The organism is Neorhizobium sp. SHOUNA12A (assembly GCF_023006505.1).
Classification (GTDB): domain Bacteria; phylum Pseudomonadota; class Alphaproteobacteria; order Rhizobiales; family Rhizobiaceae; genus Neorhizobium.
Genome location: NZ_JALBGV010000018.1, coordinates 1 through 20,678 on the forward strand (window position 1 = coordinate 1; position 20,678 = coordinate 20,678).

Annotated in this window: 20 protein-coding genes, 1 pseudogene and 1 other annotated feature; of the genes and pseudogenes, 6 read left to right on the plus strand and 15 right to left on the minus strand. The window is 55.5% G+C overall.

Translation table 11 applies throughout. The features are described 5' to 3' along the window. The first annotated feature begins 176 nt into the window (after positions 1-176). Both MOV63_RS10755 and MOV63_RS10760 read left to right on the plus strand, forming a co-directional pair. Positions 177-332, plus strand: a complete 156-nt coding sequence (locus MOV63_RS10755) for a hypothetical protein (RefSeq protein WP_247033711.1) — start codon at positions 177-179, stop codon at positions 330-332. Further along, positions 316-1,581, plus strand: a complete 1,266-nt coding sequence (locus MOV63_RS10760; RefSeq protein WP_247033712.1) for an ImmA/IrrE family metallo-endopeptidase — start codon at positions 316-318, stop codon at positions 1,579-1,581. Before MOV63_RS10755 ends, MOV63_RS10760 begins: the two co-directional genes overlap by 17 nt. Here the strand turns inward: MOV63_RS10760 and MOV63_RS10765 are convergent. The 5 genes and pseudogenes from MOV63_RS10765 to MOV63_RS10785 form a co-directional block, all read right to left on the minus strand. After that, positions 1,576-2,445 (minus strand): annotated as a pseudogene (locus tag MOV63_RS10765) (site-specific integrase). The gene MOV63_RS10760 and the pseudogene MOV63_RS10765 sit on opposite strands and share 6 nt — an antisense overlap. A gap of 480 nt (positions 2,446-2,925) precedes the next feature. Further along, on the minus strand, positions 2,926-3,465 hold the full coding sequence (locus MOV63_RS10770) for a hypothetical protein (RefSeq protein WP_247033819.1): 540 nt from the start codon (positions 3,463-3,465) through the stop codon (positions 2,926-2,928). After that, on the minus strand, positions 3,381-4,250 hold the full coding sequence (locus MOV63_RS10775; protein WP_247033713.1) for an AAA family ATPase: 870 nt from the start codon (positions 4,248-4,250) through the stop codon (positions 3,381-3,383). The genes MOV63_RS10770 and MOV63_RS10775 overlap by 85 nt, the downstream gene beginning before the upstream one ends. A gap of 156 nt (positions 4,251-4,406) precedes the next feature. Further along, positions 4,407-4,718, minus strand: coding sequence for a type II toxin-antitoxin system RelE/ParE family toxin (locus tag MOV63_RS10780; protein ID WP_247033714.1), 312 nt, complete (start codon positions 4,716-4,718; stop codon positions 4,407-4,409). Beyond that, a complete protein-coding gene (locus MOV63_RS10785; protein WP_247033715.1) occupies positions 4,715-4,999 on the minus strand; it encodes a type II toxin-antitoxin system ParD family antitoxin in 285 nt (94 codons plus the stop codon). Before MOV63_RS10785 ends, MOV63_RS10780 begins: the two co-directional genes overlap by 4 nt. A gap of 764 nt (positions 5,000-5,763) precedes the next feature. Here MOV63_RS10785 and MOV63_RS10790 point away from each other — a divergent pair. Continuing rightward, positions 5,764-6,992, plus strand: a protein-coding gene (locus MOV63_RS10790) for an IS3 family transposase (protein ID WP_247033716.1) whose coding sequence is annotated in 2 segments (ribosomal slippage) — positions 5,764-6,058 and positions 6,058-6,992 — 1,230 coding nt in all. Because the reading frame shifts where the segments join, the coding sequence is not laid out codon by codon here. Then, positions 6,045-6,161 (plus strand) — a sequence feature (AL1L pseudoknot). Its footprint overlaps the gene before it by 117 nt. Positions 6,993-7,057: 65 nt before the next feature. Here MOV63_RS10790 and MOV63_RS10795 read toward each other — a convergent pair. The 6 genes from MOV63_RS10795 to MOV63_RS10815 all read right to left on the minus strand — a co-directional run bounded on the left by MOV63_RS10795 (position 7,058) and on the right by MOV63_RS10815 (position 10,679). After that, positions 7,058-7,300, minus strand: coding sequence for an XRE family transcriptional regulator (locus MOV63_RS10795; protein WP_309500822.1), 243 nt, complete (start codon positions 7,298-7,300; stop codon positions 7,058-7,060). A 34-nt stretch (positions 7,301-7,334) separates the two neighbouring features. Continuing rightward, on the minus strand, positions 7,335-7,697 hold the full coding sequence (locus MOV63_RS10800) for a type II toxin-antitoxin system RelE/ParE family toxin (protein WP_247033719.1): 363 nt from the start codon (positions 7,695-7,697) through the stop codon (positions 7,335-7,337). Between the two features lie 828 nt (positions 7,698-8,525). Next, positions 8,526-8,957, minus strand: a complete 432-nt coding sequence (locus MOV63_RS32935) for an HNH endonuclease (RefSeq protein ID WP_366518535.1) — start codon at positions 8,955-8,957, stop codon at positions 8,526-8,528. A gap of 50 nt (positions 8,958-9,007) precedes the next feature. Then, a complete protein-coding gene (locus MOV63_RS10805) occupies positions 9,008-9,550 on the minus strand; it encodes a hypothetical protein (protein WP_247033721.1) in 543 nt (180 codons plus the stop codon). 104 nt (positions 9,551-9,654) lie between these two features. Then, positions 9,655-9,906, minus strand: a complete 252-nt coding sequence (locus MOV63_RS10810; RefSeq protein WP_247033723.1) for a hypothetical protein — start codon at positions 9,904-9,906, stop codon at positions 9,655-9,657. Positions 9,907-9,965: 59 nt separating this feature from the next. Then, a complete protein-coding gene (locus tag MOV63_RS10815; protein WP_247033724.1) occupies positions 9,966-10,679 on the minus strand; it encodes a helix-turn-helix domain-containing protein in 714 nt (237 codons plus the stop codon). A 186-nt stretch (positions 10,680-10,865) separates the two neighbouring features. Between MOV63_RS10815 and MOV63_RS10820 the strand changes: the two genes are divergently transcribed. Next, on the plus strand, positions 10,866-11,780 hold the full coding sequence (locus MOV63_RS10820) for a S1/P1 nuclease (RefSeq protein ID WP_247033725.1): 915 nt from the start codon (positions 10,866-10,868) through the stop codon (positions 11,778-11,780). 7 nt (positions 11,781-11,787) lie between these two features. Continuing rightward, on the plus strand, positions 11,788-12,933 hold the full coding sequence (locus MOV63_RS10825; protein WP_247033726.1) for a hypothetical protein: 1,146 nt from the start codon (positions 11,788-11,790) through the stop codon (positions 12,931-12,933). Between the two features lie 671 nt (positions 12,934-13,604). Here MOV63_RS10825 and tnpB read toward each other — a convergent pair. Continuing rightward, complete coding sequence (gene tnpB / locus MOV63_RS10830; RefSeq protein ID WP_247033727.1) at positions 13,605-13,991, minus strand: transposase; 387 nt, start codon at positions 13,989-13,991, stop codon at positions 13,605-13,607. A gap of 336 nt (positions 13,992-14,327) precedes the next feature. Further along, entirely contained in the window at positions 14,328-16,229 is a 1,902-nt protein-coding gene (locus MOV63_RS10835) for a potassium transporter Kup (protein ID WP_405029321.1), read from the minus strand. Between the two features lie 820 nt (positions 16,230-17,049). Between MOV63_RS10835 and MOV63_RS10840 the strand changes: the two genes are divergently transcribed. Continuing rightward, positions 17,050-18,174 carry an alpha-D-ribose 1-methylphosphonate 5-triphosphate diphosphatase gene (locus MOV63_RS10840; RefSeq protein ID WP_247033728.1) on the plus strand — a complete coding sequence of 375 codons (1,125 nt, stop codon included), beginning with the start codon at positions 17,050-17,052 and terminating at the stop codon, positions 18,172-18,174. Between the two features lie 69 nt (positions 18,175-18,243). On the opposite strand, the gene aepY is transcribed toward MOV63_RS10840, so the two are convergent. Both aepY and MOV63_RS10850 read right to left on the minus strand, forming a co-directional pair. Beyond that, positions 18,244-19,353, minus strand: coding sequence for a phosphonopyruvate decarboxylase (gene aepY, locus MOV63_RS10845; RefSeq protein ID WP_247033729.1), 1,110 nt, complete (start codon positions 19,351-19,353; stop codon positions 18,244-18,246). A gap of 11 nt (positions 19,354-19,364) precedes the next feature. Then, a complete protein-coding gene (locus tag MOV63_RS10850; protein ID WP_247033731.1) occupies positions 19,365-20,663 on the minus strand; it encodes an isocitrate lyase/phosphoenolpyruvate mutase family protein in 1,299 nt (432 codons plus the stop codon). Positions 20,664-20,678: the final 15 nt, after the last annotated feature.

Genomic DNA, 20,678 nt, shown 5'->3' on the forward strand with positions numbered 1-20,678 from the left:
GCGCTACCATCCGTTCGCCCATCATCAGAAAATCCTCCTAAATCCCTAGAAGGAGTGAATCAGAACTTCGCACTGACAGCAACGCCGACTTTTTCAACGGTATCTGCCCAAAGGTGACAAAGCAGGAGCGGGATGTTGCCACTTTATGGGTTCAAAAAGCTCTTCGGAATCGCCAGATGCGCTTTTTTGAAGGTGACAAGACATATCCGAAGCATATCTGGTATAAGGACGATCTAGGTCAATTCTGGTTTGGCTTTGCTATCAACCAGATTTTAGGAGCCTATAAGGGTTGGCCGATAACCGAGGCGGAGAAAAGTGAAGCATTCGATTGAGTGGCAGGGCGATGGGATCAATGCGGCGCCTGAGGAACGAGCGACCGTCGGAGACCTGCGTTTGTTTATCGATGAAAAGAACGCAACCCAGCATTTGCTCGATGGCCAGCTAGGCGACCATGTGACCGTAGCCCTTTACGGGCTCGCGAACGGCCTTGCACATGATTGGTGGAGAATTTTTGGCGAGCGCGATCACGCGGTGTCAATCACTCGTTACCGCAGTGGTTACCTGTTGCCAGATGTGCGTCTGCAGTTTGACGGCGCGGCTTTCGAAATTAGCGCCTATCAAAGGAACTACGATGGTCCGGACGTCCGCTTTTGGGGCGGGATGTCGGAGTTGATGACGAGGGGGGAAGGCGAGACATGGTTGTCGTCACTGATCGAGGAGGTTCTGAGTCGTCTATCTGCAATTGGCATCGTGGATACGAGCGCGCACTTGCGGTGGAATCGGGTGCTAGCCTCCTGCCAGGTGGACGAGGAGAAAGCGTTCTGCGAGGCCGCAGGAAGCTTGGCTCTCGATCCCTATCAGATCTCGGAGGAAAGCGCGTCCTTCATAGAGGATGCCGAGCGTATATTCCTCGAAAGGGAAACGATGGTAGAGTTTGTTTCCGGCTCGGGAGAGACTGACAAATCCAAGCTAATCGAGTGGGTGCGTCGGATGGCGGCAACCGGATCCATGAGCTACCGTATCCCCGACCTGCGCGACATGGTGGCGGATTTCGACGATGTCACGCCCGCACAGCCGCGGGAAACTGCCTGGAGCCATGGCTACCGCCGAGCGCGCTCGATGCGCGTGAAATGCGGGCTCGAGCAGAACCATCGTTTTTCATCGTTCAAGGATCTGGCGCGTCGCTTCGGGGCAGGTCAGCGGTATTCGCTGGCACCAAAGGTGGACGGGATCAATGCGCTCCGGCATGAAAGGCCGGACGGCGTCCATATTCATTTGCGCAATCACGGTGAATCCGCAGAAGCCAACACCGCGCACTTGTTCTCGATGGCGCGCGCAATTGGTGATGCAGTGTGCTTTCCGTCTACTCAAATCGCTCCAATTAACGGTTTGCAGCGTGCTTTCCGTCAGGCCGCCGGTCGTGCTTTCGCTGCGGAATTTCTCGCGCCAGTCGACGAGGTAATGTCGATGCAACGCGACAAGCGCGATATCTATTCGATTGCGAACGAATTTGCTGTTTCTCCAACACTCATCGAACGGCAGATCGAAAACAAGACCCGGATAGCGCAAGCGTGCCTATAGGCCTGCCGCCTTGGTGAGATTGACCCGGAAGCGGTCGCGGCGGCGCTGATACTTGCGGGTCATTTCAGCAGGCACATGTCCAGCTGTTTCTGGACGTAGCGCTCATCGACCTCCGCGGACGAGGCAAGGCCGGCGCGCAGGGAATGGCCGGAGAATTTTTCGGCGCGTCCGGCTTCGCCGAGGTCGCTCCTGACGCCGGCGGCAAGCGCCGCCGCCTTGACCAGGCGGGCGACTTGCCTGTCGTTGAGGCGGTCCGGTCCGACATCCTTGCCCTTTCCTGTGACGCGACGGAACAGGGGACCCTTGGCGATCTTTCCAAACTTGATCCAGGTCTCGATGGCGACAACCGGGCAGGTGGCATCGGAGGAGCCACGGCCGACCTCCACCTCGTCAGCCGGTTTTACCCCGCAACGTCACCGGCAGGCCTTTGTCGAGGATCTCGATCCAGCCGCGTCCGTCCTCGCTCTGGTCGCGGCCAAGATCGAGCTCGATGATTTCCGAGCGGCGCCGGCCGCCGGCAAAGCCGATCAGCAGCATCGCGCGGTCGCGCAAACCGCGCAGGCTTCCCCGATCCAGCGTCTCCAGCATGGCGATCAGATCTTCCGGCAGAACGGCTTCCTTCTGGCGGGGAGGGGACGCGTGGGTGTTGCAAATACCAGCCATCACGGTGGCGGTGGCGCGGTCCTTGCGATCGAGCGATGCGCCGCGTTGAGCGCAGTTCCGAGTATTCGCGGAGCTTGCCGCCTCGACATAGCCACGCGCTCGATCGGTCAGGTCTTTGAGATGCGCAGGTGTCTGCTCGGGATCCGCCGGAGAGGGGAGGGAGGTGGCTTTCGCCCGACACCTCCGCGGCGGAAACATCATGCGTAGACACTTGTGCTGAGAGATGGAGCTGCGGTGTCCTCGACGTGAATTTCGCTGTTTTGCTCGATGATTTGGCCCATTTCTTTATAATTGTCTGAGACAATGCCGGACGTTCGAGTTTACAATCACGGCCCACTATTCCGACTTGCTGCAGAGGCGATACCAAATGATACTGGCGCACCTAGCTTAGCTGCTGACCACGACATTGACATCGCTCCCCCTACGACATATGTGTCTTCTCGGAGGCTTTGAACGCGGAAACGTGGGCATTGCTTTTTTTATGCCCGTTTCGAACGGCAGGCCTCAGATCCTTGATCTGCTTGATTCCCCAAATCTTTTCGCCCCCTCGGTCTCGCGGCTGAATCGTATACGTTTTACGCTGTTTGCCAGCCCCTCCAGACAGGCTTGTCGAGGAAGCAGCCGAGCTGTTTGAGTGACCTTGCAGAAGCAGTCGTCAACTTCCGGTTCTGCCCCTTAGCCCTAGAGGAAAGTGTGAGCAGTCAATCTGCCGACTGCGTGGGCGCCAAGCCACTTTTCGTTGAGCAAGTCCTGTGCGACTGGAACGTCGTTTTGAAAGGTTAGGCAGACCACCAGTTGGATGCCATTGTCATCTTCTCCACCAAACATTTTCAGCAGGAGAGCCTTGCCTTCCGAATCTAAGCGACCTGTTACGTCGGCATCAACAATCATCATCCACGGAGTGGGACGACGATCTTGCGTACAAAGTCTGTTTGTAAGGGCAAGGATGATGCGCCACTGTTCTGAGGTACTGAGATTTTCTGGGGGTAGGTAAAAGTCGCGCTCTGGAAGGGCAATTTCGATTTCCCTTGAGCCCTTGCGGCGGAACTTGCACGCGTAGCTGCTCGAAACGAAGAAGTCGTCCGTAAGAGAGTTCCAAAGCACGTCTTCCGGGAGCCTGAACTGTCGAGCAAGGTTTAAAATGGCCTGCTTGAACGAGGGCTGCTGACTACCGCGGAGGCCTTCATAAAAAAAATGGTCGAATATAGAGAGGTCGGCCATAGGCAAGCCAGCGCGCCATTGACCTCAATTTGAAACTGACGTGATACCACCCCCTCGATATCAGTTTCGTCATCATCTCCAGACGTGCCGTCCTCGTCAGTTGCCGCAGGCACGTAAAACGGGCGGAAACGCTCCGTAAGTTTGACATTGGTGACGTCCTCACCTCTTATCACCGTGGTTTCGACGCAAGCATTTCCCCAAGGATTGGTGCCGAAACCCCAACGTTCGGCGAACTCGGTAAACAGGGGTTCGCCCGAGAACGCCGCCAGTGCTTCGCATAAGGTACTTTTTCCCGTACCGTTGTCGCCAGCAACTACAGTCACTCTGCCAAGCTTCAGCTCTGTCCGTTGTCGAAACGGCCCAACGTTTGATAGCCTGAGCACCGATATCCCAGCGTGAGGATGCGCGGGACTATTGGCCACTCTCCGAAAAACCCACTCCTCATGCTGAGTCTTCCACCGTCGCAGTTCCGGCGCCGTATGCTTGCTGGCGTTGTCATCGATGAGTTTTGCGTGCGTCTGGCACATCCAAACGCCATTATGAACATCGGCGCGTTCCTCGGACGAGAGTTTTTCGTCGTAGCTTGGTCCCTTCTTACTTGCGGCAGTGATGTGTGCCCCCACTCCAACCATGCTGAGGCCGGATTTCCGATCATCCGACGGACCGACGGTTAATCTTCTGCAGCCAGGGAAGGCGCAGATATAGCCGGATCGACCCGCAAGTTCACGGAGCGTTGGTGGCGAAAAGTCGTCCCGTTCGTCTTTATTGTCCACTTCGCAGATCATGCCATTTCCATCGAACTCACTGAATTCTCATTACGATCTTACGAACAAAATTTTGCGATAACCATGTACCAGATGCAAATCAATGCACAGGCCGCCTCGTCTTTGAGCGAGGCGGCCTGTGCATGTGGCGGAGGGTAAACAACTTCTTGAACAGATTCACAAAACACCGTCTTCATCGGTTCTGAACTGTTGCCCGGCATAGAGGACCCGCAGGACCACGACGTCGTCACTCTCGACGATGAAGGCGATGCTGACACGCCGCCCGAAACCGACGACACGCATGCCATCCCGGATGTCGCGGATACTTCCGCGCTCCGGGAAAACCTCAAATTCTTTCAGCAACGTCCGAATACGCCCGATGTAGTTACGCGCTACGGCCGTGGAGGCCGATTTCCGGCGCACAAACCGGTAGATCCAGGCCACATCCGCCTCCGCCTCCTCGGTCAGGCGGACATAGTAGCGCTTCACTCGCCCTCTTCCCGGTCGATAGCATCCATCTCCGCGTCAATCCGCGACCATGCCTCGTCCAGTGGCCGGGCTTTGCCGGGATTGGCCTTGTGGGCATCGTAGGCAGCCGCCACCTCGATGCGCAACCACTGCTCGACGGCGTTGTCGCGCTCCTCGAGCGCACGCAGCCCTTCCCGGATGACTTCGCTTTCCGAAGCGTAGCTTCCGCTGGCAACACGGCTTTTCACCTGGTTGGCCATCTCGATCGGCAACGTGATGCTCATCTGCTGCGTCGATCTCATGGGTTGCACTCCTGTCCTTCTGCACCCTTATAGCATAAAATGGGATAGAATCCTATCAATTCCTGACAGGTGGTTTTAAACGGCAAAGGCGCCCGCCTAATCCGCGGAAGGCCAATTTCCAACAGCGAAGCCTGGTCGTTTGAAGGAGGCGATTTCAACCGGGGATCCATGCTAACCGGATCGCCACGGGATATCCATTGGCCCGTGTCTCGGCTGGTAACCCGGTATCACTGTCGTACTCGGGCCTTTGCTTAATCTTGGTAAGCCCCGTTTCTGCTGGAGCCAGGGCGATCGGTCCTTTGTTTCTTCGATGCGGAGGGCTCCGTTGCATGAACGTTACATAGCACCGGGCACGACAGGCCTAGAAACGCGTAGGCTATTGAAAAACTTGGCGCGCCTTGAGGGCGATGCCTCGAACGAATTGTTCGAGGTGTTGACCGAATGGAATGCCTTTCTTGAGCACCGGAAGTCGCAAGACTTTCCGGTGCCGCCATGGCCCTGACGGCAAACTTCAACCTTTCAACGGACGGTCAGAGCGGCAAAAAACGCCTTCCGCCCTTCTCCCTTCGTCTGTCTGCGGAAGAACGCACCCACTTGATTGATGTGGCAGCGAGCTCGGAAGACCCGTAATTCGATAAAACTTCAAGATATTCGTTGGACTTCATCAGAGAACGCCTTGTGGCCCTATCGTCATGAGTAGATCAGAGATCCTGAACCGCACCGGGTTTGCCGGAGGCTCCAACTTCTGAGAGAGTGGAGCCGATATGAGCAAGACAACCAACAAGTTTTCACCTGAAGTCCGCGACCGTGCCATCCGTATGGTGCTGGATCACGAAGCAGAACACCCGTCGCGATGGGCTGCCGTTTCATCTATCGCGGCCAAGATCGGCTGCTCGCCAGCCACGTTGCATGAATGGGTGAAGAAGACCGAGGTCGACAGCGGCAAACGAGCAGGCTTGCCGAGTGATGTGGCCGAGAAGATGAAGGCTCTTGAACGGGAGAACCGTGAGCTTCGTCAGGCCAACGAGATTCTGCGCAAGGCGTCTGCCTATTTCGCGATGGCGGAGCTCGACCGCCCCTTCAAACGATGATCTCGTTCATCGACGAACACCGAGGCGTGTTCGGGGTCGAGCCGATCTGCAGACTATTGCCGATTGCCCCGTCAACTTACTACGAGAACGTCGCCAAGCGCTTGGATGTGGACCGCCTGTCGGTCCGCGCCCGTAGCGATATCACCCTGAAGATCGAGATACGTCGTGTCTTTGAACAGAACTTCCGGGTCTATGGCGTTCGCAAGGTCTGGCGGCAATTGAAGCGGGAAGGCTTCGACGTCGCCCGCTGCACCGTCGCTCGGCTGATGAGGTCGATGAGCCTGCAGGGCATCATTCGCGGAAAGCCGATCCGCACGACGTTCCCGGACAAATCGGCTCCGAGCCCACTGGATCGTGTGAATCGCCAGTTCAAAGCTCCTGCGCCAAACAGGCTGTGGGTTTCGGACTTCACCTATGTCGCCACTTGGCAGGGCTTCGTCTACGTGGCCTTTGTGATCGATGCCTTCGCCCGTCGCATCGTCGGCTGGCGAGTGAGCCGGACGGCACACGCGGGTTTCGTCCTTGATGCTCTGGAGCAGGCGCTTCATGATCGGCGTCCCGTTCACGGCGGTGGCCTCGTGCATCACTCCGACAGAGGCGTTCAATACGTGTCCATTCGCTATTCCGAACGATTGGCTGAGGCAGGCATCGAGCCGTCCGTCGGGAGTGTTGGCGACAGCTATGACAATGCTCTCGCCGAAACGATCAACGGTCTCTACAAAGCAGAGGTCATCCATCGACGAGGGCCGTGGCGCAACGCCGAGGCGGTCGAGTTCGCTACCCTGGAATGGGTCGATTGGTTCAACCACCGGCGAATTCTGGAGCCCATCGGAAACACTCCCCCAGCCGAAGCCGAGGAGCTGTATTACGCCATACTGGACGCACCAGCCATGGCCGCATAACTTAAACCAAATGGCCTCCGGTAAACCCGGTGCGGTTCATCCAGCAAACCCGAACTCTCACATATTTAGACAAGACTCACCGCGAGATTCTTGCCAACCGCAGATGCGGCCTTCACCAGCGTATCAAGCTGAATGCGGTCGTTGTTCGGATCAAGCAGCCGCCCGAGTTGGGTTGCGCTTGTCTTCATGCGCCGCGCCATTTCCGATTTGGAAATATTCTGCGCAGCCATTTCGTGTTCGATCTGGAGCGCGAGAGTGCGTTTGATGGCGGTCGCCGTGACCTCATCGAAAATGCCTTCATCACGCAAAAAGCTATCGAAGCTTTCGCCTATATGTGGGTTCCTATTCATAGCGCTGCACCTCCTTCATACGGGCTGTCGCCAGTTTCAATTCCTTGTCCGGTGTCTTTTGCGTCTTTTTGACAAAGCCGTGCAAAAGCACCATCTGATTGCCGATGAGGACGAAGAACACACGGGCAATGCGGCCCGACGAGATATTCGACCTGATTTCGTAAAGGCCCTTGATGCCCTTCATCGGGGAGCATTTCGGCATACCGACAGGCCAGCAAAATTCCAGTGTGGCAATATCCTCGCCGATGGATTTCCGGTCTTCCGGTGGTAGCTCCATGAGCCATTCCCGCACTGGCCGCTTTCCCGCGTCTGTGGTGAAAAATGCGGCCTGTAATATCTTCGCGGGTGTGTTCATAACAATCCTTACCTCATAAGGTATACCTGCTGAGGGTGATTGTCAAGTTTTCATTGGATTGAACGACAAAGCCAAGGGAGTATTCCTCCCTTGGCTGGTTGGTTGTCATGTGTTGGAAGGACGCTGGGACGGTTTTGCTCACGTCATCAGGGATTTGACAATGCTGGTGAGGGTGCCTGAGAAAAGCGCAATCAAGAAGATGATAAAAATCGCGAAATAGACCGCAGCCCTTTAGATTTCATACGCGGTAATAGCCTCTTTTCGACTTTCGCGCCGATTTGCTGGGCCATAGCGTCAATGGCAAGATCGCCGTGCTTGTTGGCGCATGGGGTCTTTATTCCGCAATGAGGGCACGTCTCGGCCTGATCGGACACGGATTGCTCCCATTCGCGGCAGGAAACTATAGCCATGGGATCACTCGCCTCGTTGAAAATCAGGAATTCAGGAAAGACGGACAAAACACCTTGGTCGCCGCGCCGATGCAGTTGGTCTTTTTGCCCCCTACCGTGACGCCGACAGAGGCAAAAACCAGCCTGCTCCGATACTCGACCTTAAGGGTGGGCCTGATTTGCGCGTAGCAGGTTTCCGCGTCGAGGGGTCTCCCATGAGGCTATCTCCCACTACGTCGATCACAAGGGGAACCTGGAAACGACCATGATCTATGATCTTGGTCTGGTTGACCCCCTGCGACCCGTCACAGAGGGCTTGGCGTCCTGTTAGGCGTGGAATGAAGTCCCCTTTGCACCAGTAGCTGATGCTCCGGCTACAGCCCCAGGACAAATAGAGTCTTCATACATCTGCGCTGCCCTGCCTCACCTATTGGAGCACCTATTGACGACGAGGCAATCCCGCTCGATACACCATATATTCCAGGATCGACTTGCGACCGCGCTTGAAATTGCACATGTGACACGCAAGGACCAGGTTATCGGGCTTGAACGGCCCACCCTCAATTCGCGGGATGATATGGTCGAGGGTAAAGGGCCTGCCAGGCTTTCCCTCGGTCAGCGACGCGTGACACCACACGCAAAACGGCGGGTCTCGCTCGTAAATCTGCGTTCTGATCGCTTGCCGCTCGTCGGGTGTGAGGAAATCCAGACGAGCCTGCAGACCTCGTTTTTTTCTCGGACACCGTCCCATGCTTCTCCGCATCGCCACATCCAAAGGATGCGCAGTTGAGACATGTCTGCTCTCGGGTTGTCTAGGCCTCACTTCCAAACTTTTGCTTGGGTCGCCATACCACGCCCATGTACGGTACATCTAAGCTACTGAAGCGGTTAGAGCGGGCGATAGCTAATTGGTCGGTCGTCTCATGGCCGTCTGAGCCGGTCTGGAATGCGTTCAGGATGGCCAAGCTGCGTCGCCGGCTCAATGCGATATCTCTTCTGGAATTCCCGGAGAACCATTTCGAGCGTCGCCTCAAAAGCAGTCACATCAAACCTCACCGTTTTCGTTGGCTCGTGCATATAGCGCCAGTCGATGAAGGCATCCTTGTGCTGATACAGCATGTGACGAATGTTGTCGTCGATGAAGAGACCGTTGGGATGGTACGGGACCACCGACCTCTTGAACTCGGCCTCGAGTTTCTCTTGGCTTTCGGGCTTCAGGCGTTCGAACAGCTTGATCAGGTCGTGCGATTTGGCAACTTTTGGATCGTCGTAGTCGAAAACGAACCACGCTTTGAGTGCCAATTCCATGGATAGCGCCAGAAGCATAGGTTCAACACCGATATGATTACTTTCGCGCAGGTCTGCATAATCGCCGAATCCTCGGTCTGGGAAGCTCCGAGTCTTTCTAAGTATCGCCCTGGCGGCATCTCCGATTCTGATGGCCGTCGACAGGCGCGCACTCATGAGAGCTCCATTGCGTTGATGTGATTGGCGTCCAGGAACGTTGTTGCTTCAGCCAAATATATCTTAACGACAACAAACCAATGCCCGCAATAGGCCGGACAACCTTACACAAGCTGTCCAGGGGCATGACGCTTGACGTCATTTTCCGGCTGTGAGGCAATGGATGGGCGGTGATCTCCAACCGCACCCAATCCCATCAATGAAAGTCCTTGCTCATGGAAGCCCTGCGAGCGCTGGTGCCGGCTGATACCCAACTGCGCGACATGCTGGCGGAAGCCGCCCGACAAGGCGCGGCCCTGGCCGTGGGTGAACTCCGCGCCCAGCTCCACCAGTCCCCCGACGATGCCATATTGCAAAAGCTCCAGGCCTATCTGGCTGATCCGGTCTCACTGGCCAACCCGCACGACACTCAGGCTCATGACCTGTTGAATGATGTTGGGCTGACCCCGGCAGAAAACTGCCGCCACAACAGATACAAGGTCTGCGATGCTTCTTGTCGCCAAAAGCCCCGAGCTTCGACCTCATTGAGAAGTTCTGTGTCTGCAGTAGGAATCACGATCCATGCGCCGACGTCGGTCGGAAGTTTGGAAAGGTCTGTCTCCATTCGGATCTCAGTGTCACCGGCGGGATTGATAACAAAATGTCCGTTCGGGATCATGGAATAACCGCTGTTTTCGACGAACTCGCGAAGTGAGATATTCGGCGACGCCGCGACAAGCTCGAATTCAAACTGGAAGATAAGGGACAGTGGGAGGCTATCGGCGAATTCCACAGCGATACGATAGGTCGTCCCAATGGCGGGTGGATGCCCTTCGACCTGCACAACCGTCCCGATGTCGCTTGGCGTGAAGTGGCGATTACCGACCGTCGTTGGCCGCCGGAAGCTCACTCTATCGCCGATCCGATATCTGCGTTGACGCACACCCGCAGCTTCCGCGCCTTCCTCGATGAAGACAATGCCAGCCGCACGAAGGGCTCTTTTCGCAGCCGCCACCTTGGCCGGATCGCCTTCGAATTTTCGTGTTTCGAAATTGGAGAGCGTATTGCGGTGCACGCCGGATTTCTCGGCCAAGCGATCAAGGGACCAATTAAGTACTGCACGGGCCGCACGCATTTGTTCAGGGAGCATTTGAGACATCTCGTTATGAAAAATTCACTTGTGAAGTGATCATAATAAAAAGCTGATGTAATGCAAATTTCCCGTTTCGAGTCTTCGTCCGCCTCGATTGGGGCTTCGGCCTCATTGCCTCTGGACAGGACATACAACTTTAAGTTATTTCTTCGCTAACGGGAAATTTCATTCAGGGGTTGGGCAATGAAGGGACTTTTTCGCGCCATCACGGCTGCCTTGCTGTTCGTGTCTGCGTCACCGGCTTTGGCCTGGTGGGACCTTGGCCATATGACGATTGCGGTCTCTGCGTACAAAAAACTCGATCCCGCGGTACGGGCTAAGGTCGATCACCTGATGACCCTCAACCCGGCTTACGGCAGATGGACCGAAGGCGTCGCTGACGCCGATAAGGGCCTTGCCGCCTTTAGCCGCGCCTCGGTCTGGGCCGACGATATCAAGCGCGATCCGGCCTATACACGCGATGATATTGCCAAAGACACTGCAGGCCGGAACATCGGGTATGACGACAAGTTCGTGCATGACTACTGGCACTATATCGATATTCCCTTCACGACGGACGAGACCCCGGTCCGGATGCCGGACGCACCGAACGCGCTGACCCAGTTGCGGCTCTTTACCGAGGCACTGTCCTCAACCGCGAGCGAGGGCGTGAAGTCTTATGACCTCGTTTGGATGCTCCATATCGTCGGCGATCTCCATCAGCCGCTCCATGCCACCGCGCGCTTTTCAAAAGAACTCGACGATGATCGCGGCGGCAACGATGAAGAGGTCATTCCGATCGGGGCCGAAAAAGTCAGGCTTCATCTCTATTGGGACGCGCTCCTGGGGACCGATGGCACGCCTGAAAAGGCAGTGGTGGCCGCAGACGCCCTTCCTGCGCCTGATGCGTTAAAGGCAAAGGTCTCCGACCCGGCTCTCTGGCTGATCGAGAGTTTCGCCCTTGCCCAGAACGAGGTTTATACGCCGGTAATCGGGGGCGGCATCGGTCCTTACCGGCTCGACCAGGCATACGAGGACCGCGCGCGCTCCGTGGCCAAATCGCAAGCAGCGCTCGCCGGTGCGCGTCTGGCATTGGTGATCAACACGGCGTTGAGATGAGGGATGGATGGCAATGGCCGACGATGGCGGCAATCCGCCGACAGTAGATCCTCCGCATCCAACAGGTAAGGCCCTCGTCGATCGCCTGCGTGGCTGGCTACCGTCCTTCGATCAGGCTTCCCTGGCACAAAGGGCGCCTGCCATCATTGCAGTCCTGGTTCTTGGGGCCTTGGCCCTGTGGCTGATCGATCCCTTTGATGGACCTGGAGAAGCCGAAACCGACCAGGTCGCGCAGGCGTGGAACCGCACGATCGGCAGGCTTGGGATTGAGGCGGTTTATCCACCTCAGGAGGACATGTTTGTCGGCGACATCTACCTCTCGCTGAAATTGACGGCCACAGGTGAAAAGTATGCTCCACCGCCAGACAGCACCGTTTTTGCCGGACGGGGTATCAAGATCGGCCGGGCCAAGCGTGAAGATCTGGCCCAGAGCTTTGAAAAACGGCCTTACAGGTTCCGTGACGTTCCGCCGCCCCCGACTACCCCGCCGCCCAATGCTGCGGAACGGCCGGCTGTCATGACCGAAGCCATCGTGCCGCAGGAACCTGCCGGAAACGAAATTGATGCCTACCTCACGGCGTTTCCGGGGCTTAGCATCAAACATTATGTCGAGACGGATGCCAGCTGGTGGCAGGTCGCGCTCGGACGCAGAACCGGCGAGACGGAAGAGATATCAATTCCGTCACCGGAGACTTACTCGATCCAGGCCTATCGAGCTTTCAAGCTGCTGCTCGCCTTTTGTAGTGAAAACCAGGAAAATCTCTGCAGAGACGACAATGCCCGAGCGCTGATGGCCATCTCGTTCGGCGACGAAATCAACGAGATGAAAGACAGCGAATATATCTACGAGCCTTACGTCAGCCTCGTCCGGCAAGTGTTTGTAACGCGAAAGATCGAAATCAGCCGGTACCGGGGCGACAGCCTTACCGCTCGGGCGTCGCGGCAGCAGGCGGAGGAAAGCGCGGAAGATAAATCTAAGGGTGAGGGCGGAACATCCTCGACAGGCACTGCCAACGACAGGCTTGTTCACGAAGGCCGCTATTCGACGCGCCTCAACCTGGACCAGACGTTTGCGCGACCGGTCACATTCGGCTTCAGGCGCATTGCCCTTACCGTCAAACCCGCTCCTCAAGCCGCGAGTCCAACCAAATGATCTGGAAACTTCTCGTCACCCTTGCGCTTCTTTGGTCGACCGGCGTTCTGGCGGAGACGCGACCGTCATCGGCCCTCCCTGAGTGTCAGACCGATCCGGAGTCGATACGCTGCCAGCAAAGCAGGGCCGGTCAAGGGCCTGTGGGGGGCGGATCTGGTGGATTTGAGGGTATCGTTCCCTCCAACCGCGATAGGACCGTTCCTTCCGATAGCAAGGGGTTTCAGCGATATGATTAAGCGCCTGGTTGTAAGCTTCGTCCTGATCTGCTCAACCGAAGCCGCTGCGCAGGAAAGGCTCCCTTCTGCAACGAGTAAGGAGCAATGTTTGCCGGATGAGGCCGAGATTATTTGTATGTACAGGCTCTCAGGGCTCGGTCCTGTGAAATCCCGCACAAAGGGACTTACCCAAGGTCACCAGGATATGCGGAGATACGATGATGTAGTCGGCGAACCCTATTGCGGGACCTGCAGCAAACATTGTCTGCCAGCCCTCCGGGTGCGGGGCTGAACGCCCGCATGCCGACCACTCAGGACTGGCAAAGATCCGGCCCGACGGCCGATAAGCTCAAAGAAATGCGAGATCCCCGCCTACAAATCAGGTCGCAACTGATTGGTAGGCAGAAAGTAATGAGGCGACACGTTACGAACATGATTGCTGAGAGCGAGAGCGGTTCAGTCATAACGGCCAAATCTCACTGCCGTCATGACGTCGACGCGCAATGGGAATGTGCTGAAATCTCGTTCGCCACCTAATTGATAGGTTCGATCTCGGGGGAGGATCGCGACAGATCCTCCCCGTTCCCGGCGCAGCCAGTCTTCCATATCGACGAGCGGCGGCTTGTTTATTTCCTGACGAACGACGAGCCGCCCTCCACGTTCGGCCAAATGAACCGACCTTTCTCCAGCCGTCGGGTAAACAGACAAGCCCAATCCATCGTGCCAAATGATCTTCAAAATATCCGATCTGCGCCCCCGGAAGACCAACAGGCGGCCTGACAATGGCTCATGCTTCAAGACTTCCTGTACCCGCAGCGCCAACGAAGGAAAGCCGCAACGCATGTCGGTATGGCCCGTCGCCAGCCATACCTTGACCCCTGATCCCACCGGAAATGGGTTCAGCGCAGCGTCTCCAGGCCACTCATGATCCGCAGCAACACGTCAACATCGACATCTCGGTCCACGACTAAGCGATAAGCGATACTGGCCGATGAAACTTTCCCGGAATGCGTCAAGTGGGCTCATCCCAATGCCGCCGAACACTGCGCCGGTGCGCCCACCTGGGTGAAGAGTGCGAGCCGCTTCGAACTTCATTGCTGTCCTCTGCGATGACATGAGCGGATCGCGTCGGCCTAGTCAAACTCCGCAGGAGCTGGCGCCGACTTGATCGAATTCCCGTCAAATCACGACTTGTTCTGCGAGCTCCACCACCCGGTTGGGGGGAAGGCTGAAATAATCCGCGTGATTGATGGCAGTTCTGGCCATGGTGATGAATAGTCGATCCTGCCATTTCGGAAGACCAAAATTCGGATCTGGGATCAATTTGCGGCGGCCGAGGAAGAAGGAGGTCGACATGATTTCGAACTTGAAGCCGGCCTTCTTGCAAAGGGCAAGCGCTTTCGAGACATTTTGCGTGTCCATGAAGCCGAAGGTGAGTTCGATCCTGGTGAAGCGCTCGGAAAGGTCTGTTATTTTGAACCGTTCGCTTTCTCGGACAAACGGCACCGCCGCGGTTTTGATCGTCAGGATGACATTGCGCGCATGAAGCACATGGTTGTGCTTGATGTTGTGAAGGAGCACGGCGGGAGTTTTGTCGGGAACGCTCGTCAGGAACACGGCGGTACCAGGAACTTCCGCAGGCGCAGGCTCCGACTTTCGCTCCACGGAGGCAATGAAGGTCTCAAGCGGCACGTCGTTGCGGGCCGCCTTCTCCCGCAGAAGAAGTGTCCCTTTGCGCCAGGTCCACATCAAGATCATGATTGCCGCGGCGATCAGGATCGGAACATAACCGCCATCGTGAACCTTTAGGAGGTTAGCGCTGAGAAAGACGCATTCCAGAATGAAGAGTGGCGCAAGGAATCCGACGGCGGCCAACAGCGGCCAGCCCCACGCAACGCGGACAAACGCGAAGGCGAGAACGGTTGTTACCACCATCGCGCCGGTCACCGAGATACCATAGGCGGTCGCGAGCGATCCCGAATCCCCGAACGAAAAGATCAGGAACAGGACGCCGAACAGCAAAACAGTGTTCACGGTTGGAACGTAGATCTGGCCAGTGCTGGTCTCGGAGGTGAAGCAGATCCCGAGCCGCGGCAAAAAGCCAAGATGGATCGCCTGCCGGGCCAGCGAAAAGGCGCCAGTGATCACCGCCTGGCTTGCAATGATCGTCGCCGCCGTGGCGAGGATCACCACCGGCAGCAAGGCCCACTCCGGAAACATCAAGAAAAATGGATCGGAGGAAGCAGCCGGATCGGAAAGAACAAGGGCCCCCTGTCCGAGGTAGTTCAACGCCAGTGACGGGAAGACGAGAGCAAACCAGGCCACCTGGATCGGGCGCCTACCAAAATGGCCGAGATCGGCGTAGAGCGCTTCCGCCCCCGTGACTGTCAAGAATACCGCGCCCAGCACGATCAAACCGACAAAGCCCGCATGCGTCATGAAAGACACCGCGTAGGTGGGGTTAATCGCGTTGAGGATCGACGCGTCATCGGCAATGTGGGCGAGCCCGCCGGCGCCCATTACCAGAAACCAGACGACGGTGATCGGCCCGAAGAGGTTTGAAACGGCGGCGGTGCCTCTTGATTGAACCAGAAAGAGCACCACCAGGATCATCGCTGAAATCGGCAGGACATAATCGGTGAGCGCCGGCGTCACCAGCTTTAGGCCTTCAACCGCCGACAGAACCGATAGAGCGGGGGTGATCATGGCGTCACCGATGAACATGGCGGCTCCTATCACCCCGGCAAAGAACAACACCGCCTTGTGTCGCTCGGCATTCTTCATGAGCAGGGCGAGCAGCGAGAGTGTTCCTCCCTCACCGTCGTTATCGGCTCTGAGGAGAAAGAGCACGTATTTGACGGTCACGATCAGCGTCAGCGTCCAGAGCATCAGCGAAATCAGGCCGACGACCTCGTCATGACTGACGCCGTCATGGGCAAAGGGCCGCAACGCTTCTCGGAAGGCGTAGAGCGGGCTCGTGCCTATGTCCCCGTAGACGACGCCCACCGCGCCCAAAAGAAGGGCAAAGAACCGCGTTTTGTCGCCGTCGGCAGATGGAGCGTGACTTTGAGACATTGTCATGCGTTCCTCACTATGGTCATCGCCGCTGGTGAACAAATATGCAGCATAAAGTTGAGGCTTGATTTGCGACATGCGTCCTTTGAAGATATCTCCCCGGCATTCGCGCCGGGGAGATTAGGTGGCCCGCGCCAAGGGGGATGCGCGAGCAGGGAAAGAGCGTAATCCGGAAATCATCCGCTTGCGATGTGACAGTTTGAAATTGAACCCGAAATACTGTCGAACATAATTGAAATAGTTTCAATATCGGACTTCCACAAAGCTATTTCATATGTAACCAAGATCGGTATAATATTTTATTCTATTGCTCACATCTGTTGCTGTTGGCGCAAAATTTTACTCTTGTTCTCGGAAGGGCACCCATTGCGGAGCATCAGAACCGATCTAAAGGAATTTCGCGGTTCCATTTTTACGATTTCCGCGTTTTAGCACAGGCCGCTCGCCGGAATCGATCGGAGATGCACAAGGGTCTGACGACATTTGGGCAGCCGCTGCCCGGCGCCCCAAGAGTAGATGAGGGGAATGTGTTCTAAACTGAGCTGCAAGACGTGCATGAGCAGGTCGTCGGGAATATTGCAGCCCCTTGTTGCAGACGCACCGTGGCGCGACTGAGATAGACGGTGTTCGATTATACAATGGCGCTGACAGCGAGATTGAGCCCTGCCACCCGAAATGCTGGCTGGCAAGTCATTCGCGATGGAGCCAGAAGCAATTTGAACTGGGTCCATGATCTTCTTGATGCTAACCTAAGCTTCAAAGCATTAATATATCTCAATCCAAAGTGTATCGCTCACTCATTCATTGACAGAAGGAATATATTCACATGATGTTAAAGAATTGTCGAGCTCTGATAGATGGTATGTGGCAGCTAGCTGATATAGAGGTCATGAAAGATAAAATATTGCAAATAGGCAGCCAGACACTTAGAGACATTCCGGGGTATGATTTCGAAGGCGATTACATTGTCGCTGGTTTTGTCGATTTGCACGTCGATTATGTTGATAAGCTAACCATCATTCGTCCAGGATTCAAACTTCCAACCAAAAAGATATTTAGCTTTTACGACCGGGTTATTTCATCGTCCGGCATCACAACCTGTTGCGACTCGATCCAGCTGCAGACGCGCGCCAATGGCGTTCACCCGCTTGACCCTCTCAAGGAGCTGGGCGACGCGCTAAAAGTATTTCGCGGGCAACTCACAAGTAAGCATTGTATTCATATTCGTTGCGAAATACTTGACGAAAATATAGTTGATTACTTAGCGGACTTCCTTCAACATTATCACGAATTGGTTGCTGCCATTTCACTGATGGAGCACGTGCCGGGTAGACGGCAATTTAAGACCCTCGATTCTTGGATGCAGGCATATCATGTTCGTCTGGGCTTTTCGCAGAGTGAAGCAACAAGTCTGCTGGACGCGCGGACCAGGAACGAAGCCTCTCGGTCGTCGCTACTTTCTTCAGTTCACGAAGTCAGTTCTCACTATGGCAAGACAATCTTTTCTCACGACGACGAAAATGAGGTCGATGTGATCGAGGCAAAACAGCTCGGAGTTTCCCTTTCCGAATTTCCAACGACCTTTTCGGCCGCAAAATTCGCCAAGGATTACGGGATTCCGGTTTTGGTAGGATCACCGAACATTTTAAATGGTCGAAGTCACGTTGGTAATGTCGCCGCTCACGAACTAATTGATAACGGGTTGGCCTCTGTTATTTCCTCGGACTATGCACCGCATACACTGATGCCGGCCGTGTGGAGTAACGCTACACACGGTGACCCTTCAGCTGCTACAATCGAGATGGTTACGAGCAACCCGGCCAGCGTGATCGGGCGATCAGACGTCGGACGTATTGAACCGGATCGATCCGCGGACTTTGTGCAAGTGAAATTGGTCGAGGGGGAGCCTTTTATACGCTCAGTTTTTGCTAACGGGATCAGGGTAAGCTAATCCGCTATTGCTGGATCAGATTCCAACTGATCGCGGCTGGGAGCAAAATCGTGCTACGATGCGACGCCGTCAACCGAAATCGTGAAAAGAGCGAAATTCAGCAAGCCAATCGCGAAGCGATTGCTTTGGGCGAGGTAAGGCGCGGGGTTGCTGATCTTTGATACCTACTCTCAACATTCCTGGCCCGCCGGTAGATGCGATGGTGTGTATCGCATCTACTATCTCTTGGACGCTCTGCGCCGACACGGCCACTTGGTAACCAAGAGAATGTGCCACCGATGCAAGATCAAGTTCTGCGACCAATGGTTGACCGCCCACCGAAAAGTGGCATCCGTTATCAAGGACGATGTGGGTGAATGCAACTTTCGGATGCCTGGCAACAACGGCATGGTTCCCCGTGTGCATCAGGAACGAGCCGTCTCCATCAATACAATATACCCTTCGACTACTCTGTGACAAAGCAATACCCATCGCGAGGGGCCCAGCAAAACCCATCCCGCCGACTGCCGGGAGATCTTGACTGGGTGGCTGAAACAGCCGTTCCCGAAGAGCAATCAGCTCCCGCCCGGTATGCCCAATCCCTCCGATGAATATTGAACCTTTGTCCGCCGCAGACACGATTGCCTCCAAAACAGTCTCTTTGTCGAGAGCGTATTCGCTGCCTGTCGTTGATCTAACGGGTGAAGCGGTAACCTCCGATTCCGCGGGTGAAACCAAGACTGCTTGTCGAGAATTTTCCTTCTGGCCCTGAATCAAGCGCGCCGTTAATGTGTTTTGGTCGATACTATCAATATCGATAATTTCAAAACCGACTGACGCCAGCAAGTAGGGTGTTAACGAACCGATGGCTCGATGCTGAGGTTCATCCTGGAGTCCGGGTTTACCTCGCCAACCGACGACCAAAACGATAGGGATATCGAAGGCGGATCCGTGCAGCAGTGATAATAAGGGATTGATCGCATTTGGTAGGCCGGAGTTCTGCATATAAGCGAGACCGCGACATCCCGTGGCTATCCAATGTCCAGCAGCAAGCGCAACGGCCCCTCCCTCGCAAGCAGCGCTGACGTGTTCGATGCCTGCGTCCGTCGCCACAGCCGAACAAAAAGCCTTCATCGTGGAATCCGGCACACCGCTGAAGAATTTGATGCCACTTTCCTTCATCGCCTCGAGGAGCCGCATCGCAATAGATCCTAATGTGATGCCGGAATCAATGAAAGCAAATCGTTCACATCAGCGAGTACATCTCTCGTCCAGTCATCGTCAGATCGACCATTCTCGAGAATATGGCGAGCGGTTTGCACCATATGAGGATATGCCGCACGAAGCAGATGGTTGGCATATATCACAGCGTTTATTCCACCGTCGACGAACTCGTCTTCATGGGTCGAGCCGTACGTTGTAGGTACCACGATAATCGGCGTTATAATACCATTTGCGCGAAGGTTCTTCGAAAAGGAAAGAACTTCGCCGGGATCAACCGCAATCGAATGAATGAGGATAGCATCGGCACCCGCGTCAATGTAAGCCTCGGCCCTGGCAACACCATCGCTAAGACCTGCGCCCAAAATAAAGCTCTCGATTCGGGCAATGAACATTAAACCAGCAGCGGTTGCGTCCTTCGCTGCGTAAATTCTTTCCTTGTATTCTTCAATGGAAGTCTGCCGCTGACCGGCGGCGGTTCCGTATAGGGAATTCCGCTTAGCTCCTTCTTTATCCTCTAAACAAAGAGCCGACACGCCTGCACGATCCAGGGACCGAGCTAGGTGATAGACACGCTCAGAAGTACCTCCCGTGTCTCCATCATAGATGAGGGGGAGAGGTACGGCATCGAAAATCTCGTTAACTGTGGCCAAACGAGACCCGGCGTCAACGATCTCAATATCCGGCTTTGCTCGCATTGTTGCATCTGTCAGACTGCTCTGCCAAAGAGCGTCAAACCTTCGTTCAGCCACCCTCGTTCGATGCGATATGAGAGCCGAAAGCGCACTATGCGCCTCAATTATCCGCACCAGCGGCTTGACATTCAGCAGGTGACGAAAGCGTGCTTGGCGAGTTCGCGCCATTATCCCTCGCTCCTCCAAGGCTTGATGTAACAATGTAGAAGAAATGCCCAGTGTATATGGCACTTCAATCAACTCGCCGCCCCATTGGGATAAAATCTCAATCACCTCCCGACGCGCCGCTGACACCATATCCCCGTACTGCCAGTCATCACCGTGAACGACATAGTCGGGCCGCACCAGCTCCAAATTGCTGCGGTAACTCAGCGAATCTTGAGGGATGATTTTGTCGACCCCGGCAAGGCTACTGATAACCCGGACCCTATCTTCATAAGGCATGAAAGGTAATCGCTTATAAGTGGTCGCGGCGGTATCTGTTATTACCCCTACCACAACCTTCCCAAGTCCACGTGCTTTTTCTACAATATTAATGTGACCCGCATGAAGCATATCTCCAACCATGCTTATGTAAACAATCTTGCTATGCATACCCCAGAGGCTCCC

Bases quoted from the DNA above. Each gene is read 5' to 3' on its own strand.
- MOV63_RS10825 (WP_247033726.1), top strand. From the start codon at position 11,788: ATGGCAATGGCCGACGATGGCGGCAATCCGCCGACAGTAGATCCTCCG.
- MOV63_RS10820 (WP_247033725.1), top strand. From the start codon at position 10,866: ATGAAGGGACTTTTTCGCGCCATCACGGCTGCCTTGCTGTTCGTGTCT.
- MOV63_RS10805 (WP_247033721.1), bottom strand. From the start codon at position 9,550: ATGAGTGCGCGCCTGTCGACGGCCATCAGAATCGGAGATGCCGCCAGG.
- MOV63_RS10815 (WP_247033724.1), bottom strand. From the start codon at position 10,679: ATGCTCCCTGAACAAATGCGTGCGGCCCGTGCAGTACTTAATTGGTCC.
- MOV63_RS10775 (WP_247033713.1), bottom strand. From the start codon at position 4,250: ATGATCTGCGAAGTGGACAATAAAGACGAACGGGACGACTTTTCGCCA.
- MOV63_RS10770 (WP_247033819.1), bottom strand. From the start codon at position 3,465: ATGGCCGACCTCTCTATATTCGACCATTTTTTTTATGAAGGCCTCCGC.
- MOV63_RS10850 (WP_247033731.1), bottom strand. From the start codon at position 20,663: ATGCATAGCAAGATTGTTTACATAAGCATGGTTGGAGATATGCTTCAT.
- MOV63_RS10840 (WP_247033728.1), top strand. From the start codon at position 17,050: ATGATGTTAAAGAATTGTCGAGCTCTGATAGATGGTATGTGGCAGCTA.
- tnpB (WP_247033727.1), bottom strand. From the start codon at position 13,991: ATGCGTTGCGGCTTTCCTTCGTTGGCGCTGCGGGTACAGGAAGTCTTG.
- MOV63_RS10785 (WP_247033715.1), bottom strand. From the start codon at position 4,999: ATGAGATCGACGCAGCAGATGAGCATCACGTTGCCGATCGAGATGGCC.
- MOV63_RS32935 (WP_366518535.1), bottom strand. From the start codon at position 8,957: ATGTACCGTACATGGGCGTGGTATGGCGACCCAAGCAAAAGTTTGGAA.
- MOV63_RS10800 (WP_247033719.1), bottom strand. From the start codon at position 7,697: ATGAACACACCCGCGAAGATATTACAGGCCGCATTTTTCACCACAGAC.
- MOV63_RS10835 (WP_405029321.1), bottom strand. From the start codon at position 16,229: ATGACAATGTCTCAAAGTCACGCTCCATCTGCCGACGGCGACAAAACG.
- MOV63_RS10755 (WP_247033711.1), top strand. From the start codon at position 177: ATGCGCTTTTTTGAAGGTGACAAGACATATCCGAAGCATATCTGGTAT.
- aepY (WP_247033729.1), bottom strand. From the start codon at position 19,353: ATGCGGCTCCTCGAGGCGATGAAGGAAAGTGGCATCAAATTCTTCAGC.